This window comes from Geomonas terrae (genome assembly GCF_004791675.1).
GTDB lineage: Bacteria > Desulfobacterota > Desulfuromonadia > Geobacterales > Geobacteraceae > Geomonas > Geomonas edaphica.
The window spans coordinates 119,477-136,410 of sequence record NZ_SRSC01000001.1 but is presented as its reverse complement, the minus strand read 5'-3'; the positions used below and the strand labels follow the sequence as shown (position 1 = coordinate 136,410).

Here is a 16,934-nt window from a genome sequence, read left to right as displayed (position 1 = left end):
TCCTTTTTACGGCAGTTATCTCTTGGACAATTCGTTAACCGCGGTCTGCGCCACCCTCTGCGTCAGCCGGATGCGGAAAATCGGCAGGAGCTGAGTGGTGATGATGACGGCGCAGAAACCGAGGAATAGGTAGGTCAGCCCTGCAGTGGCAAATCCGGCACCCTGAATGGCAAGGGTAAGGGCCGCGCCGATGACCACGGCCAGAAGCGTCATGAGGCAGGCGACGTGCCTGGCGGGTGTCGCAAGCCTGGCGCGTTCCCGGCCGATGACGCCTTTGCGGCCGTTTTCGCTGTTCTTTCTGAAGGCACATGCTACCGCCGCCTCGAGTTCCTCGGTGTCGCACGGATCGGCAGGTTTCAAGGCGCAGTAGAAAATCCCCTCGTTGTGGACGCGGCGGGCAAGCGCGGCGGGGACGTCGTCGCATACCAGAATCACCTGGAGGTTCGGGTTGCCCCGTTTGAGCAGGTGGAGCAGGTCAGCCGATGCGATATGGGGATCGAACTCACCGTCCAGCAGCAGTACGCCACCCTGCATCTCGAAGCCCCCCTGCAGCAACTCGGCGGCTGAACCCATGGTTGTCACCGAGTACCCCAAGGCACTGAAACTGCCCGCCATCCGGTCGCGCCGCGCTGCGTCGTGTTCCGCTACTATGACTCTGAGCTCTTTCATGGCCCACCTCGACTGGCCTTAGCCAGCACCGATTACTTGGTATCGGTTTCTACGGGAACGCGGGATTTTTTGCTGACCAGGGAGTAGACCCCTTTGAGCATGGCACCCAGAAGCATGAGCCCCGGGATCACCTGGACCACGATCACCGCACCGAGGAAGAGGAAGAACACCTTGGACATGCTCCCTTCCTTCCCGGAGAGATCGACGACGCCGGAGATCATGGCGGCACCGGCCAGGACCAGACCGATGATGGAGCAGGTGACGATTTTCGCTTTTTGGTTGGCTAGCTTTTTCATGGCATCCTCCTTGGTTTGGGGAATTGTGCTTGTTGGCGGTTCAGGGTGCTCTAGCCGATTCTGGCGCGGCGGCTCTTCGCGGCCGGTTCCCGTTTGGCGTGGGTGCCGAAGAGCCCCTTGATGAGCCCTATGAAGAGCGCTGCGCCGGGGAAGAGTTGAAAAATGAACACGGTGGCCGCGAAAGTAATGAAGAAGGTGGCAGCGAAACCGTTCCAGGCGGGAGCCGAATTCTGGGCTGCAAGGGCCTGGGGTACGGAGGCAAGCAGGGCTACGATCAAGGTGGCGAGCGCTTTCATGATTTCCTCCCTGTCGCGGGCAGATCGTCATGCCCGGATCTTGCTTTCCTATCTGCATCGACCATGCCGCTTTTTTAAAAGTTGTAACTCCTTGAAATTATGCGGTAAAAATGGTGAGCGCGTTCGGCGTGGGAAGAACACCTTCACGAATCTGTATAACTCTTTAATACAGCCCCCTGTCGCGAGAAGAAGCGCAAAACCGCTGTCGCTAAAGGCAGGTGACGCAATTTCAACAGGTTATCCGTGCCCGGCACGGTGTATAAAGGCGGGATACACTCTAGGAGTTACCGTGCGGCTTTACTGTCTCGAGGTTTTTGATTCTTTAACTGCGCCGGTATGGAAGGTTGCAGTGAGGAAGTTGCCGTTTACAATGCTTGCTGTTGACACGATGATGTTTGTGGGCTATTGAATAGCAGCACATGAATGACATCTTTTGTTGCCGTCAACCGGCGAGGTGATCGAGCCTGTAACCTTGAATGAGGTATGGTGAGCCTATGAACATCCTGGTTGTAGATGATGAGGCTGTAATTCGGGAGGGGCTTTCACGGATTCTGGAGGGGAGCGGTTACCAGGTGGAAACCGCCAAGAGCGGTATCGTAGCCATCCCGTTGCTGCAAAAACAGGAATTCGATCTCATCATCACCGATCTCAAGATGCCGGGCATGAGCGGTTTCGAGGTGCTGGACACGGTGAAGACGCTGCAGCCTGGAGTTCCGGTCATCATGATCACCGGGTTCGCCACGGTGGAGACCGCCGTCGAGGCGATGCGCCGGGGCACCGTCGATTACCTCGTCAAGCCGTTCGCTCCGGACCAGATTCTCGAAAAAGTCAAGCTCGCCCTGGAACAGCGCAAGCTCCCCCCCGAAGACCTCTTCCTCAAAAACGAATTGCAGTGCCACCAGGGCTTCGACCTCTTCGTGGGGCAGAGCCCGGAGATGCAGAAGGTTTACCGGCGCATCCTGCAGGTCGCACCCACGGCGAGCACGGTCCTCGTCTACGGTGAAAGCGGCACCGGTAAGGAGCTCGCGGCGCGCGCCATTCACAACAACAGTCCCCGCAGGGACCGTCCCTTCGTGGCCGTCGATTGCACGGCACTCGCGGAAACCCTTCTGGAGAGCGAGCTTTTCGGCCACGTGCGCGGCGCCTTCACCGGCGCGGTGCAGACAAAGACCGGCCTCTTCAAGGTAGCCGACGGTGGCACCCTTTTTCTCGACGAGGTGTCCAACATCAGCCTTTCCACGCAGGCGAAGCTTTTGCGCGTACTGCAGGAGCGGAAGGTAACCCCGATCGGGGGGACTCAGCCCGTTCCCTTCGACGTACACCTGGTCGTCGCTAGCAACAAAAACCTGAAGACCATGGTCGCCGAGGGGACCTTCCGCGAAGACCTCTTCTTCCGTCTGAACATCATCCCGCTGGACCTCCCCCCCCTGCGTGAACGCAAGGGGGACGTCCCGCTTCTCGCGCGGCACTACCTCGAAAAATTCGTGGGCGAGATGGGGAAGGACATCCGTGGTATCTCCCAGGAGGCGATGCAGTTTCTCGAGCGCTACCCGTTCCCGGGGAACGTGCGCGAGTTGGTGAACTGCATCGAACGGGCCGTCGTACTCACCCCGGGGGAACTGGTCCAGTTGGAAGACCTGGAGCTTGGCGACACGGTTGCTTCCGGTAGGGATGATACGGAGGGTGACGACGAGTTCGGTGGGTTGGTGCCGCAAAACGTAGAAGACCTGAAGGAGATGAAGCGCCAGATCCGCGACAAGTCGGTGGAGGGCGTGGAAAAGGCCTTCGTGATCAACGCGCTCAAGAAGACCCAGGGGAACATCTCGCGGGCCGCCGAGGAGACCGGGATGCTGCGCCCGAACTTCCAGACCATGCTGAAGCGGCTCGGGATCTCGGTGAAGGATTACTTCGGCAAGACGTAACCTTTGTGCTTGCCGCATGAAAAAAAAACGCGGGCCGCCGCTTCTTCGTGAAGCGACGGCCCGCGTTGCGTTTTAAGGTCCCTTCTCAGCCGCGGACGTGGCAGGAGTCACAGTTGCCGTTGACCGTGAAGGCGCCCTTGCCGTCGTGGCATGCCCCGCACGACCTGGCCTTCTTCATCTCGGACATCGAGACCGGCTTGTTGCCGCTTCTGGTCGGGAAGGTGCGTGGATGGCAGTCCTGGCATTTGTACATCTGCAGGTGTGAGGTATGGCTGAATTTTACGTTGCCGGCCTTGGCCACCTTGAAGTTGACCTCCCGAACCGGATGGCATTTTTCGCACTTGGCAAGGGCGAAGGCCGCTTTCGCGTTGTGGCAGGCGCCACAGGATTTCCCCTTCTGCATGGCCGCCATGGAGACCGGCTTGTGATTGGGGGAGAGCGAGTAGATGGCGGAGTGGCACTTGCCGCAGCTGTAGAGTCCGGCGTGTTTGCCGTGGTCGAAGACGGTAGGGCCGGTCTGCTTGACCTTGAAGACCACCTGCTTGGGCGAGGGGTGGCAGGCCTCGCACCGGTCGATGCTGAAGGCTTTGCTGCCGTTGTGGCAAGCCCCGCACGATTTCCCCTTCTTCATCTCCGCCATGGTCGTCGGCGGGTTGTGGCCGGTGGTAAAAATGGCGTCGTGGCAGGCGGTGCACTGCATGCTCTTCAGGTGATTGGCGTGGCTGAAGTGCACCGGCCCGGTTTGCTTGATCTTGTAGGTGATGTTTTTCACCTTGTGGCATCCGGTGCATCGTGCGACGGTGAAGGCGCGCTTGCCGTCGTGACACTTGCCGCACGATTTTCCCTTCTCCATGTCCGCCATGGTGGCCTTGATTTTCGGGGCGTCCGGGTTTTCGTGGCAGGTTTTGCAGGTCGTTTTCCCACCTTGGGCATTTTTCGCCTTCAGATGGGCCGCGTGGCTGAAGACCACCTTGCCCGCCCCGTCAGTCTCGTACACTACGTTCTTCAGCTCCAGTGCCATCGCCCCGGATGCTGCCAGTGTCAATGCGGCCAACACGGCGAATGCGGATCTGCGTCCCATGGTCTGTCCCTCCCGGTTTGTGGATTGATGTACCGTACTGCCGTTTCTCGAGCAGATTGTTTTCAGAGAGGACCTTTTGCATCACGCGTGCCGGAATAGCCGCCATTGCGCTGGGATGTGTTAACTCTTTGGAAAATGGAGACTTGTGCCGGTGGACGCGCGGGTGGACGGCGCCAGCGGAGGGGACGCTGTATAACGACGCTATACACGCTGATGACGTTCAGCTGCGGTTCGGCCGGCGGGTGGGGGAGGCGGGTCTGGCCCGCCGGTGTCAGTAGGGGCCGACCGTGGCAAGGATGATGTGCACCAGGATGATCTTCCCAATCGTGGCGAACGGGAAGACGCAGGCGTACCCCTGGTCGGAGAGGTCGTTGCCGGTCTGTTCCTTGATGTATCCGAGGCCCGGCGTGGAGGTGTGCATCCCCGCGACGATGCCGACGGCGAGCGTCATCGGGAGCTTCATGACCTTGTGCGCGATGAAGAGGCCAAGGAAGGCGGTGACCGCGGTGAGGCAGACCCCTGCGATGAAGATGGCGCCGCCCCCACCCTCGGTCAGCGTGGTGAGCAGGCTGTAGCCGGAACGGGTGCCGATCCCGGCGAGAAAAAGTACTAGGCCAACCTGCTTCAGCGTCATGCTCGCGCTGTAGGGAAGGCTCCAGACCATCTTCCCGGTCCTGCCGAAGGTGCCGAGGAGGATGCCGACGATGAGGGGGCCGCCGGCGAAGCCTAGTTGCATGCTCCCCCCCCCCCGGGAAGGGGAAGGGGATGAGACCGAGGATGAGACCGATGACGAGGCCCAGGCTGAAGGTCATCACGTCCACCTCGCTCACCTTGCGATACGAGTTACCGAAGAAGGCTGTCACCGCATCCATGTCGCTTTTGTGCGCAAGCACCCGGATCACGTCTCCCAATTCCAGCACCATCTCCCCGTCGGGAAGGAGCTCGCTGTCGCCGCGGCGCACGAGCGTGATCACCTCACCGAAACGCTGGTCGTGGTGCAGCTCGCCTATGGTGCGCCCGATCGCCTGCGGGCTCGATACGAAGATGCGACGGTACTCGTACTCGGTGCGGTCCAGCCCGAGGCGCTCCTTGCTCCTACGTTCCCCGAGCACCGCCGCGAGCTTTTCGATCTCCTGCGGCAGGCCGGCCACCATGACCAGGTCTCCCGGCTGCAGCACGGTGGCGGGACCGGCGTAGAAGAACTCGCCGGCGCGCTTGACCCGGCTGAAGATCACCTCGCAGTTGTTCGACTCGTTCAGCCTCTGAACGGTCGTGTCCGGCGGCTCCACCGTCTGCACCTTGATGGTGCAGTGCACCAGCGACTTGCGGTCCTCGGGCTTGTGCAGGACCTGGTACTCGGCCTGGTAGTCCACCTTCCAGAGTTTCTGGCAGACGTTTATCGTCAGCATAAGGCCGATGACGCCGATGGGGTAGGCGACCGAGAAACCGACCACGGGCTCGGCAAGGAGCTTCTCGAGGATGTTCTCCGGCGCGGTCTGACGGATCGATTCGAGCGCGCCGCCAAGCGCCGGGGAGGCGGTGAGGCTGCCGCAGAAAATCCCGGCGGCGATCCCCGGCTTCAGCTCCAGGTAGCGCTGCAGTGCTATGCATACCGCCGCCGACACGCAGAGCACGCCGCCGGCGACGGCGTTGTTCATGACGCCGTTTCTACGGAAGGTCGAGACGAAGGAAGGACCGGCCGAGAGCCCGACGGTGTAGACGAAGAGCGCCTGCCCCATGATGTACACGATGGCGGGCGCCTTCATGTCCGGGTGGAGCATGCCGAAGCCAAGCCCCACGAAGAGGACGGCGCCGACGCCCAAGGTGATGCCGTAGCACTTGATGCGCCCGAGCGGGTACCCAAGCGCAGCCACCATGAGCAGAAGCATCAACGGGTTCTCGAGGAGAATCTTGATCATGATCGCACCTCATCTCGCTGCCATGGCCGGGCGTCGTGCGCCCAGCGATCTGCTAGCTTAGCTTGAACTGCCCGACCAGTTTCTGCTGTTCCTCGGCGAGCCGTGACAGAAGGGCCGCGGACGCCGCCGACTCTTGGGCGTTCTTTGCGGTGTCCTGCACCACCTCGTTTATGTTCTGGATGTTGTTGCTTATCTCCACCGTGGTCGCGGTCTGCTCTTCCGCTGCGGTGGCGATCTGGTTCACCTGGACGGTGACCGAGCCGATCTGCTGGAGGATCTCCTCCAGTGCGGCACCCGATTTCGCCGCCTCGACGGTGCCCGCCTCGACCCGGGTGACGCCGGACTGCATGGCGCCGATTGCACCTCTCGTCTGCTGCTGCACGGCCTTGATCATCTCACCGATCTCGCGTGTCGCACTTGAAGTCCGCTGCGCCAGGGCGCGCACTTCGTCCGCGACGACGGCGAAGCCGCGTCCCTGCTCTCCGGCGCGCGCCGCCTCGATGGCGGCGTTCAATGCCAGGAGGTTCGTCTGGTCGGCGATGTCGTTGATGGTGTTGACGATGGCGCCGATCTGCTCCGATTTCTTGCCTAGGTCGCCCACCGTCACCGCTGAGGCACGGACCTGTTCGGCGATCTGGTTCATCCCCTGGACCGTTTCCTTCACCACGTCGGCGCCCGCCTCCGCGGCGTTGTTGGCCTGCTTCGATCCCTCGGCGGCCTGCGTGCAGCTAAGGGCGATCTCGTTGGAGGTCGCCGCCATCTCCTCGCTGGCTGTGGCCACTGTGGCTGCCTGTCCTGCGACCTGGGCCGCGCCGGCGGCCATCTGCTCGGCGGCGCAGGAGAGCTCCGTTGAGGCCGATGCGACCTGGGCCGTGTTCTGCGAAACCCGCGAGAGCACCTCGTGCAGGTTCACGACGATGTTGTTGATGCTGTCGCAGATGTCGCCGATCTCGTCGCGCGAGCCGGTCTGGATGCGCCTGGTCAGGTTGCCGGCGGCGATCTCCGCGGTCACGAGCTTCGCGTGGGCGAGCGGCCTCGTGATCGAGGCGATGATGCGCAGGCTGATCACGAAGGAGATGAGAATCACGGCCGCCGAGACCGCAATCATGACGTAGGAGAGCAGGGTGGCGTTGTCAACCGCGCGGCGCACGCCGGTCAGGATCTGCTGCTGGTTTTCACCGATGCTTTTTACCTGCTCCTCGCTTCTTTGCGCCTGTTCGCGCGAGATCCCCTGCGCCGATTCCAGCGCCTTCTGCATGGCGAGGTTGCTGCGCATCACCCCGAGCTTGGTCGACTCTATCTTCCGGATCGAGGCGCCCGCTTTGCGGATGATGCCGGAGACGTCGGTGATGTTCCGCGCGAGGTCCTTCTGCCCGGAGTCGAGCAGGAGCTTTCTCGCCGCGGCAATGTTCGCCTCGATCCTCTTCTGTGATTGGGCGAGCTGTCCCGACAGCTTGCCTACCTCGGCCTCGGTGCCGCTCAGCATGATCTGGCGCACCCCGGCATTCAGCTCCTTCACGTCCACGCTGATGTTGCTGCCGGCCTCCATGACGCCGTTGGCTGCATTCTGAAAGCCTAGCGACGACACCACCTTGTTGCGGTCCTTAACGATCTGCAGCTCGAGGGTGTCGATGGTGTTGAAGATCTTCTTGCTGTTTTCCTCGAGCGGCTTCATGATCTCCCGCGCCTTGGTCGCGTATTGCTCCGCGTCAGCCTTCTCCGGGTTGTTCAGCATCTCCTGCCTGAGGGCCAGAAGACCCCCTTCCTCGGCGCCGATCCGGTTCAGGATCTCGGTCGCCACCCCCTTCACCTCCTTGATGGCCGGGTTGTCCCCCGGATCCACCTCGATGTTGCGGGTGAGCTCGACAGTGTTCTTCAGCCTCTCCTTTAGGGGAGCGATCTTGAACTTGCTCTTCACCAGTTCGAGGTCCGCCATGAAGATGTTGATATCCTTCAGCCGGCTTTGCAGGGTGAGGAGTTTCTTGATGGAGCTGTTCACCTGGAGGTTTGCTGCCTGGGAGGAGTTGATGTTGGAGAGGGCGCTGTTTCCCATCTGGCTGATCTGCCGGCGCATGGCGCTGACACTCCCCTCGGCTTTCAAGAGCTCGGCGTTGACCGAGGCGATCTCGCTCTTGAAAAGGGACATGTCGCTGAGCCTTTGTGAGGCGACCTGCACCACAGTCTTTTCGATGTCGCGCAGCACCGCTGTGTCGACGCCGCTGGAGGAGGCGCCCCCCTTGACGATATCGTCGTTCAGGGTCTCCATCCTCTTGATGCGCGTCGTTATCGACTCGGAGAGGCGTGTTACCTCGGCAGGTTCGGTCGTCATCTCGAGGCGCATGAAATCGGCGGAGACCTTTTCCACCGTCTGCTGCAGCTCCAGCATCTTAAGGTGCAACGGCGTCGACTTTCCCGTCAGGATCTCGATGCTCGACTTCACCTTCGCTATGGAGAAAAGACCGATCCCGGCCAGTACCGAGATCCCCACGATGGTCAGCGCGATGTTGCCCCAGAGCTTGCTTTTGACGGTCATTGCCACGCCCCCGGAAATAAGATGCCGTGCCGAGGGAACCGGGCCGCAGGCAGTCGCGGCGCCGGTTCCCGACCTGTCGTCATACTCCTGCGCTACTTCATGGATACCAGCTGGTTACCCTTCACGATCTGCAGGTAGACGTTGTCCTGCCCCTGGTGGTCCTGCGGCGTAAAGGTGAGCTTGATGCCACCCATGTCGGCGTCCTTCATCGCCTCGTAGGCCTGGATGAAGCCGGCCTGCGTCGGGGGATTGCCCGCCTTCTCCAGCGCCATGACGATGGACTTGGCCGCCATGCATCCTTCCATGCTGACCGAGTTGAAGCCGACCTCTTCGGGGCTCTTCTCGATCGCCTCCTTGCACTCTTTGGTGATGGGGAGGCTTAAGTCGTCCAGTTCGGGCACCACCTGGCTCATGATGACACCCTCGGCCGCCTCGGGCCCCACCGCCTTGACGAGGTTCATGCCGCCCGCGAAGGAGCCGGAAGCGAGGCGTGCGGTCACCCCTTCCTTGCGCGCGAGCTTGATGAACTCGGCACCCGGCTTGTACACCGCGCCGACGATGATGGCGTCCGGCTTACCCTCCATGATGCTGGCAAGCCCTGCCGTCACCGCCACCGTGTTCCGCTCGAAGGAGCCCTTGGAGACGACGGAGAGCCCGTGACGTTTCACCGCCTTCTCGGTGGAGGCGAGGATGTCGGTGCCGAGCCCGTCGTTCTGGTAGAAGACCGCGAAGCGCTTCGCCCCTTGCTTCACCAACTGGTCCACGATCCTGTCCACCTCCTGCTGGTAGCTGGCCCGAACGTGGAAGACCTCCCGGACCACCGGGGTGCGCAGTTCCGTGGCGCCGGTCCTCGGGTTTATGTACGGGAGCTTGTATTCCTTGACCACCGGCAGGCTCGCGACGCAGTTCGAGGTGCCCACCGAGCCGACCACCGCGAACACCTTCTGTTCGTCGGCCAGCTTCAGCAGGCAGTCTATGGTCTTATCCGTCGTCATCTGGTCGTCCATGGCGACGAGCTCCAGCTTCCTGCCGTTAACACCACCTTTCGCGTTGATCGCCTTGAAGTAGGCGTCGACGCCGACCTTCATCCCTCTTCCTGAGCCTTTGTTGGCCCCGCTTTGGTCGTTCACCATGCCGATCTTGATGACGCCGCCTGCCGCCCCGGCAGCTTGTGCCGTCGGAGCGATCATCATCAGCACCACGGTGAGGAAAATCATCTTTCTCATGACAACCTCCTTTTCTCTGGGTAGGCTCGCGCAGGGGCCACTGGGGGACAGCCTGCGTCCTGGTTGGAAGCACTATGATCCCGGGCTGTTGCGAACAGGCTCCATCCAGAGGATGGTAGATTTTTAAAACTCGCAAATAATAAACTACTAATGATTGGTTGGCAAGGCTTCTTCTTAGAATGTTTTCATGGTTGTTCGGTGCGTCGGGAAGGGGTGGGGCAGGAAAAAGAAAAGCCTGCTCGCAGGCAGGCTTCGTTGTGGCAGCAGGTTGTATGCGGTGGCGGGGAGCGTCAGCCGAAGATGCGCTTGAAAAGCCCCTTCTTCTCGGCCTCGCGCCGCTCCGTGATCAGGCGCATCCCTGCAAGCGCATGGGCGTCGTGCGCGTTCAGCTTCAGTGCCTTCTGGAATTCCCCCTCGGCGAGCCCGTCGCGTCCCTCGTCGAGGAGCATCCAGCCCCGGAAGGCGAAGGCCTCGGCGGTGCGCTCGGCCTGCAGGCTCTTGGTGAGGAGCATGCGGCACTTCTCCAGGGCGCCCGCAGAGCGCTGGTTGCCCGGGTTCTTGTAGATGGACCAGGCGAGGTAGGCGCTCGTGCGTGCGTCGTCCGGGGCGAGGGTGTAAGCGTCCTGCAAGGCCCGTTCGGCGTTGCCGAAGTCCTCCATCTCCAGGAAGACCTTGCCGGACTGGAACTGGATGCGGGCCTGCAGCTCGTCGTCGCGCTTTCCGCCGAGCCCTATGGTGTTCGCGTTCAGCATCTCGTCATAGCGTTCCTTGGCGATGACGCTGGAGAGGGTGTTGTAGGCGTTGGCGTAATGGGAAAGGACGTCCTGGGCGCGGCCCAGGATAGCGCCGGAGAGCTGCATGAACTTCTCGGGCGAATACTGGCGCGTTTTGGCGAAGTAGGCCTCCTTAAGGGCGTCGAAACTGAAGGAGCCGGGAGTCATGCCGAAGATCTCGTAGTAATTCTTGTCCTGGATCGTGGCGTAGTCGCGCTGCACTTCCTGTTCGAAGTCGATGTCGCTTGAGGAGAGCGGCGCCGCCATCCCGGTCTCCCCCACCACCAGCTCGATGGAGTCCGACACCTCGTCTACCAGGTCCTCGAAGCTCATGGTCGCCGCCTGCAATTCGGCAACCTCCTCGATGGGGCGATTGAAGAGTCGTTTCTGCGGGAAGTCGGGCGCCTGGTCGGAGGCCTGCGCGCCGTTCAAGGAGAGCATGCCCATGCCGGCCAGCATGTCCAGGAATGCGCCGCCCCGGGCGGGTCTATCCAGTCCGGAAAGGATGGTCCGTACCGTGTTTCCCTGCCCGAGCTGCTGCAGGAGCTCGATTTCCTCCTGCCCCATGTTGAGTAGGTTCGCCAGGCGGAAGTAGGCCTGGGTCAGCATCGGGAACAGCTCTCCGGCGCGGGCCAGGTAGGCGGCGAGGTTGAAGGGGGCGGCATCGGCGGCCTGGTGCAGAAGACGCGGCAGGCAAAGGGGGGTGAGCGGAAGTTCGACCGCGGCAAGCTCAGGGTCAAAGCGCGGCGCCTGCTTTTGCACGAGCGCCTCGATGAGGGTGCGGGAGAGGAACAGCCTCGACTGCTCCAGGAGCTCCTCGTAACTTAAAAGCCCCGCCTCCACGAGCGGGAGCCGTCCGGGACGGGAGGGGGGGAAGCGCTCCAGGTCCGCGCGCTGCAGATGGCTTCCCAGGACGAGAAAGGGGACGAACCTGGGCGACGAGAAGCTCGCCGGTTCACCCCCGATGACGAATACCCTGGTGCCGCCGCGAAGCTCCAGCGTGCCGCTCTTGCCGTCGCGGAAAAGCTCCAGAAGGAGGCGGTTCAGCTCCTTTCCTCCCGGCCCCTGCTCGAGGGCTCCGTCGACGGCCTTCAGGAAGTCGTCCCTGCCGAAGGGCTTCTCGAGGTACGCCGAGACGCCTAGCTTTGCCGCCGCCTGGGCGTAACCCGCGCCGCGGAAAACGCCGGTCATGATGACGACCGGGAGCTCCTTTAGTGCCGCGCTGCGCCGTACGTGCCGCAGGAGGTCCACCCCGCTCATGCCGGGAAGCTTCAGGTCTAGGACGAGGAGGTCGAAGCGCTCACCCTGCAAAAGGGCGAGGGCGGCCTCACCGCTGGTCGCGCAGCGCACCTCGTGCCCGCGCGCCTCGAGGACGCCGCGCAGCATGGTGCAAAGCCGTTCGTTGTCCTCAACCAGCAGGACCCTTCCCGTCATCTGGCTCCTCCCCGGGGCGCCGTGCTCGGCGCCTTAAGGTACCTGTTGACCGCGTCGTTGTGGGACGCGAGGTCGTTCGAGAAGTGGTGGCTGCCGTCGCCGCGTGCGACGAAGTAGAGGTAAGGGACCGCGGCGGGGTTCAGCACAGCTTCCATGGCATCCTTGCCCGGGTTGCCGATCGGGCCGGGGGGAAGCCCCGGGATCAGATAGGTGTTGTAAGGGGTTGGCTTCAGGATGTCGTCGCGGCTCACCTTGCCGGCGAAGGCGCGCACGCCGTAGAGTGCCGTGGGATCGCTCTGCAGTCTCATGCCGATCTTGAGACGGTTGCGGAACACGGCGGCGATGAGCGGCTTCTCCTGCGGCAGCACGGCCTCCTTTTCCACCATCGAGGCAAGGACGAGCAATTCCCGCATCGATAACCCCTTCGCCCTGGCCCGTCCGTCGATCGATCCGGAAAGCACCTCTTTTTGCCGCTTTATCATCTCGCGCACGACGTCGTGCTCGCTTCTGCCGGGTAGGATGTTGTAGCTGCCCGGGAAGAGGTACCCTTCGGCGCTAGGTGCGTCGATCCCCATCTCCTTCAGTAGCGTCCGGTCGCTGCACGCGGCAAGGAAGCTCTCCCTGGTGAAGATCCCACGCTTTTCGAGCATCTCGGCAGCCTGGTAGCTCGAGTACCCTTGCGGGAGCGCGAAAAGCCGCAGATATACGTCGCCGGCGATCATCTTGGCGAGGATCTGTCCCGGCCGCAACCCGTCGTCGAGCTGGTACGGACCTGCCTTGAGACGCGCGTCGCCACCTTTCATGCGGGCGTAAAATACGAAGAGTCGGGCGCTGGTGATGATGCGCCGCGCCTCGAGGTCGGCGGCGAAGGCGCGCAGCGAGCGCCCTCTGCTCAGTTCCACTATTTCCACGCGCTTGCCGTCGCCGGCGGGAAACAGGAGAAACCTGGTGAGACGGGTGATGGGAACCAGGATGACTATCAGAAGCAGTACGATGCAGAGTCTGCGCTGCTTACGGAACATGTCTTTGAGGCTGGAAGCGATGATGGCACTATCCTAGGTGAAAACAGGGCTTTTGCTAACTCAGCACTAGGTTTAGGTGAAATCGCAAACTGTGTCAAGGCTAAATGCCTGAGCCTGCAGCGGACGATTTTATGCTTATGGGTTGTTAATAATAAAATTTTTAAAGACAGTGGTGGTATTCCACGGTATGATATCTGACCGTGCCGCCCGACCGGGACCGGAACATCACTACAGTAGGGCAGACGAGGTGCTTGATGAAGCAGAGGTTTATTAACTCGGACTATTTCCCCTTTCAGATACAGATCTCGGCCGCCTGCGGCGACCGCATCGACCTGCGCGGCACGCTCGAGGAGCTGGGTGAGGTGCCGGGCGTCATCTACGCGCGGCGGGTGGCCGGAAAGCTGAACAAGCGGCTGCAGGCGCACGAAACGCCGATCCAGCCGGGGCTTTTGCATCTCTACTCCACGCTGAGCCGCGTCTATCGCTATGTCGCCGGGCAGTACTGCGTAAAGCAGCAGCCGGGGGTGCTCGCGTCGACGGCGGCCCGGGCGGGATACCCGGGTTTCACCGGCGACGCGGAGACGACCCTGCGGCGTTTCATGGAACTCTTCCCCTCACAGCGCATGGTGCTCGGGACGGAAACCCCCGACGGCTTTATCTCCGGCGACGACGAGGAGCAGGGGCGCCGCCAGGCCCTCTCGGCGGAGCTCCTCCTCATGCTGTTAAACGGTGAGAACCGGGCCCTGGACCAGTTCCGCCGTCTCTTCGACGCCTCGGAACTCGCCGGCTCCTCACCGTATCTTAAGGTAGCCACCGACATCGACCGCGGCCTTTCCAAGGCCCCTCCCTTCGAGCCGATGGGGGTCCCCCTTCCGGAGCTTTTGCGCGCCCCGATGAAGGCCTCTCCAGACTCCCTCGCCGGCCAGATCGCCTACATCAGGGAGCACTGGGGTGCCATCCTCCCCTCGGAGCTTTTGACCGAGCTCGTCACCGCCCTCGACATCGTCTCCCAGGAGGGACGCGCCTTCTTCGGCGGTCCGGGCGAACCCATGGTGCTCCGCTTCGGCAAGGGAGCGCACGGCGCCGAGGAGTACCCCGAGTACGAGCGCTTCTCGTGCGACGCCGACTGGATGTCCAACGTGGTCATGATCGCCAAGATGGTCTACGTCTGGCTCGGGCAGCTCTCGAAGACCTACCGTATCGAGGTGAACACGCTGGACCAGATCCCGGACGCGGAGCTCGACCGTCTCGCCCGTTACGGGTTCACCGCGCTCTGGCTGATCGGCATATGGGAGCGCTCTCCCTCCTCGCAGACCATCAAGCGTATCGCCGGGAACCAGGAGGCGATCAGCTCGGCGTACTCCCTCTACGACTACATCATCGCCCATGACCTCGGTGGGGAAGGGGCCCTGGACAACCTGAGGCAGCGCTGCGCCGCCCGCGGCATCCGCCTTGCGAGCGACATGGTCCCGAACCACACCGGACTCTACTCCAAATGGACCGTGGAGCACCCGGACTGGTTCATCCAGCTCGATTACCCGCCGTACCCCGACTACCAGTTCAACGGCCCCGACCTCTCACCGGACGGGCGCATCGGACTCTTCATCGAGGACGGTTACTGGGACAAGCGCGACGCCGCCGTCGTCTTCAAGCACCTGGACCGCGGCAACGGGCGCGTGCGCTACATCTACCACGGCAACGACGGGACCTCGACCCCCTGGAACGACACCGCGCAGCTGAACTACCTGATCCCGGAGGTGCGCGAGGCGGTGATCAACACCATCCTCCACGTGGCGCGCCAGACCCCCATCATCCGTTTCGATGCCGCCATGACGCTTGCCAAGAAGCATTACCAGCGCCTTTGGTATCCGCTGCCGGGTCATGGCTCCGGTGTTCCTTCCCGCGCCGAGCACGGCATGGACCGCGCGAGCTTCGACCAGGTCTTCCCGGAGGAATTCTGGCGCGAGGTGGTGGACCGGGTCGCGGCCGAGGCGCCGGACACCCTGCTCCTCGCCGAGGCTTTCTGGCTCATGGAAGGTTATTTCGTGAGGACGCTCGGGATGCACCGGGTCTACAACTCCGCCTTCATGAACATGCTGAAGATGGAGGAGAACGCCAAGTACCGTCAGACCTTGAAGAACGTACTGGAGTTCGAGCCTGAGATCCTGAAGCGCTTCGTGAACTTCATGAACAATCCGGACGAGAGGACCGCGGTCGAGCAGTTCGGCAAGGAAGGGAAGTATTTCGGGGCGACGGTGCTTCTCGTCACCATGCCCGGTCTTCCCATGTTCGGCCACGGCCAGATCGAGGGGTTCCACGAGAAGTACGGCATGGAGTACCGCCGGGCCTACTGGGATGAGCCGGTGGACCAGCACTTCGTGGCGCGCCACGAAAGCGACATCTTCCCGCTCATGCGGCGGCGTCACATCTTCTCGGGGAGCGAACAATTCACCCTGTACGATTTCTATTCCGGTCACGGCGTGAACGAGAACGTGTTCGCCTATTCCAACCGAAGCGACGGCGACCGCGGTCTCATCCTCTATCACAACGCCTACGCCACCACCTCCGGGTGGATTCGCACCTCCTGCGCCGTCTTGAGGAAAAACGCCGAGGGGGGGACCTCGCTCGCGCAGACCACGCTTTGCGAGTCGCTCGGCTTTAAGGGGGACGGTCGCCACTACTACAGCTTCCGCGACTACGCATCGGGGCTTAGCTACCTGAGAAACGGGCGGGACCTGTGCGACCGGGGGCTCTACGTCGAGATGGGCGGCTACGAGTACCACGCCTTCCTGGATTTCCGGGAGATCTACGACGACGATTACGGGACCTGGGGGGCGCTCTGCTACCGCCTGAACGGAGCCGGGGTCGAGAGCCTGGACGACGAGGTGAAGAAGGTTCGCTACGCTTCGCTGCACGAGACGCTCAGGGCGTTTCTCGCCAAGGCCGCCGTGGTGCTCCAGGAGCCTGGCGTGGCGCAGCCGGTGCGCCTTGGCCCGCTGGAGCCGCTTCTTGCCGGCTTCTACAAGGGTCTGGCGCCTCAGGCCACTGATAAGTCGCATCGCGCGCTCCTCGCCGCCTTCGGAACCGAGCTGACCGAGGCGCTCGCCGCGAAGGCGGGAGGGGATCTCCTCCCCGCCGAGTGGGTCCTGTTATGCGCCTACCTTGCACTGCACCGAACCGGAGACCTTGCCGGGACCGAGACGGACGGGCTCTTCGAAGAGCTCGGCCTGGTGCATCCCGTGGTGCAGGCCTTCCAGTCGCTGCCGCCGGCCGATCCTGAGCAGTTGATCGACTTGCCGCCGAAGAGCTTCGGGAAACTCCTAGGGCTCATGCTGCGGCACGACACCTTCCTGGCACAGTGCCGCGAGGCGGGCGCCGTGCGCTGCTGCACCGCGCTCTTCTCCGATCCTGTGGCGGCCCGTTTCCTGTACCTGCACGAAAGCGACGGTGCCCAGTGGTTCAACAAGGAGCGCTTCGAGCTCCTGCTGTCGTGGCTGCTGAAGGTGGAGCCGTTCGCGGGCAGGGTGGAAGCTGCGCAGGAAAAAGCAGAGGCTGCAAAGGAGAAGGCGGAAGGTGGCAAGGAAACTGTGGGCAAGGAGCTTAGCGGGGAGGCGCTTGTCGCCCTCCTGAAGGAGAGCGCCGCTGCCGCGGGTTACCGGCTCGACCAGCTAATGAAATTGCTGCAGAGCGCTTTCTGATTTTTCACCGTTACCTGTTAGAATCAGTAGCTGGCGCTTGAGCATCCGCAGCGCCCTTGTCTATG

10 protein-coding genes and 1 pseudogene are annotated in these 16,934 nt (G+C 62.3%); 2 read left to right on the top strand and 9 right to left on the bottom strand.

Annotated elements, in window-relative coordinates:
- Window positions 1–15: 15 nt before the first annotated feature.
- From E4633_RS00590 to E4633_RS00580, 3 genes are read right to left on the bottom strand one after another with little or no spacing between them, the layout of a single operon-like run.
- Window positions 16–669 (bottom strand): DNA-binding transcriptional response regulator, encoded by a 654-nt coding sequence (locus tag E4633_RS00590; RefSeq protein ID WP_135868346.1) that lies wholly within the window; start codon window positions 667–669, stop codon window positions 16–18.
- 32 nt (window positions 670–701) lie between these two features.
- Window positions 702–965: a hypothetical protein gene (locus tag E4633_RS00585; RefSeq protein WP_135868345.1), complete on the bottom strand. Its 264-nt coding sequence runs from the start codon at window positions 963–965 to the stop codon at window positions 702–704.
- Window positions 966–1,015: 50 nt separating this feature from the next.
- Window positions 1,016–1,261 carry a hypothetical protein gene (locus E4633_RS00580; protein ID WP_135868344.1) on the bottom strand — a complete coding sequence of 82 codons (246 nt, stop codon included), beginning with the start codon at window positions 1,259–1,261 and terminating at the stop codon, window positions 1,016–1,018.
- A 494-nt stretch (window positions 1,262–1,755) separates the two neighbouring features.
- Here E4633_RS00580 and E4633_RS00575 point away from each other — a divergent pair, with 494 nt between their 5' ends.
- Window positions 1,756–3,183: a sigma-54-dependent transcriptional regulator gene (locus tag E4633_RS00575; RefSeq protein ID WP_135868343.1), complete on the top strand. Its 1,428-nt coding sequence runs from the start codon at window positions 1,756–1,758 to the stop codon at window positions 3,181–3,183.
- An 85-nt stretch (window positions 3,184–3,268) separates the two neighbouring features.
- On the opposite strand, the gene E4633_RS00570 is transcribed toward E4633_RS00575, so the two are convergent.
- From E4633_RS00570 to mltG, 6 genes and pseudogenes are all read right to left on the bottom strand, one after another.
- A complete protein-coding gene (locus tag E4633_RS00570; protein WP_135868342.1) occupies window positions 3,269–4,264 on the bottom strand; it encodes a cytochrome c3 family protein in 996 nt (331 codons plus the stop codon).
- Between the two features lie 271 nt (window positions 4,265–4,535).
- A pseudogene (locus E4633_RS20925) lies at window positions 4,536–6,183 on the bottom strand (aspartate:alanine exchanger family transporter).
- Window positions 6,184–6,235: 52 nt separating this feature from the next.
- On the bottom strand, window positions 6,236–8,716 hold the full coding sequence (locus E4633_RS20920) for a HAMP domain-containing methyl-accepting chemotaxis protein (protein ID WP_135868341.1): 2,481 nt from the start codon (window positions 8,714–8,716) through the stop codon (window positions 6,236–6,238).
- 92 nt (window positions 8,717–8,808) lie between these two features.
- On the bottom strand, window positions 8,809–9,942 hold the full coding sequence (locus E4633_RS00555; protein WP_135868340.1) for an ABC transporter substrate-binding protein: 1,134 nt from the start codon (window positions 9,940–9,942) through the stop codon (window positions 8,809–8,811).
- A 290-nt stretch (window positions 9,943–10,232) separates the two neighbouring features.
- Window positions 10,233–12,149 (bottom strand): response regulator, encoded by a 1,917-nt coding sequence (locus E4633_RS00550; protein WP_135868339.1) that lies wholly within the window; start codon window positions 12,147–12,149, stop codon window positions 10,233–10,235.
- Entirely contained in the window at window positions 12,146–13,171 is a 1,026-nt protein-coding gene (gene mltG / locus E4633_RS00545) for an endolytic transglycosylase MltG (RefSeq protein WP_135868338.1), read from the bottom strand. The genes E4633_RS00550 and mltG overlap by 4 nt, the downstream gene beginning before the upstream one ends.
- A 254-nt stretch (window positions 13,172–13,425) precedes the next feature.
- Between mltG and E4633_RS00540 the strand changes: the two genes are divergently transcribed.
- A complete protein-coding gene (locus E4633_RS00540; protein WP_135868337.1) occupies window positions 13,426–16,869 on the top strand; it encodes an alpha-amylase family glycosyl hydrolase in 3,444 nt (1,147 codons plus the stop codon).
- Window positions 16,870–16,934: the final 65 nt, after the last annotated feature.

Excerpts from the sequence above, each read along its gene's own strand:
- E4633_RS00590 (WP_135868346.1), bottom strand. The coding sequence starts at position 669 with ATGAAAGAGCTCAGAGTCATAGTAGCGGAACACGACGCAGCGCGGCGC.
- E4633_RS00585 (WP_135868345.1), bottom strand. The coding sequence starts at position 965 with ATGAAAAAGCTAGCCAACCAAAAAGCGAAAATCGTCACCTGCTCCATC.
- E4633_RS00580 (WP_135868344.1), bottom strand. The coding sequence starts at position 1,261 with ATGAAAGCGCTCGCCACCTTGATCGTAGCCCTGCTTGCCTCCGTACCC.
- E4633_RS00575 (WP_135868343.1), top strand. The coding sequence starts at position 1,756 with ATGAACATCCTGGTTGTAGATGATGAGGCTGTAATTCGGGAGGGGCTT.
- E4633_RS00570 (WP_135868342.1), bottom strand. The coding sequence starts at position 4,264 with ATGGGACGCAGATCCGCATTCGCCGTGTTGGCCGCATTGACACTGGCA.
- E4633_RS20920 (WP_135868341.1), bottom strand. The coding sequence starts at position 8,716 with ATGACCGTCAAAAGCAAGCTCTGGGGCAACATCGCGCTGACCATCGTG.
- E4633_RS00555 (WP_135868340.1), bottom strand. The coding sequence starts at position 9,942 with ATGAGAAAGATGATTTTCCTCACCGTGGTGCTGATGATGATCGCTCCG.
- E4633_RS00550 (WP_135868339.1), bottom strand. The coding sequence starts at position 12,149 with ATGACGGGAAGGGTCCTGCTGGTTGAGGACAACGAACGGCTTTGCACC.
- mltG (WP_135868338.1), bottom strand. The coding sequence starts at position 13,171 with ATGTTCCGTAAGCAGCGCAGACTCTGCATCGTACTGCTTCTGATAGTC.
- E4633_RS00540 (WP_135868337.1), top strand. The coding sequence starts at position 13,426 with ATGAAGCAGAGGTTTATTAACTCGGACTATTTCCCCTTTCAGATACAG.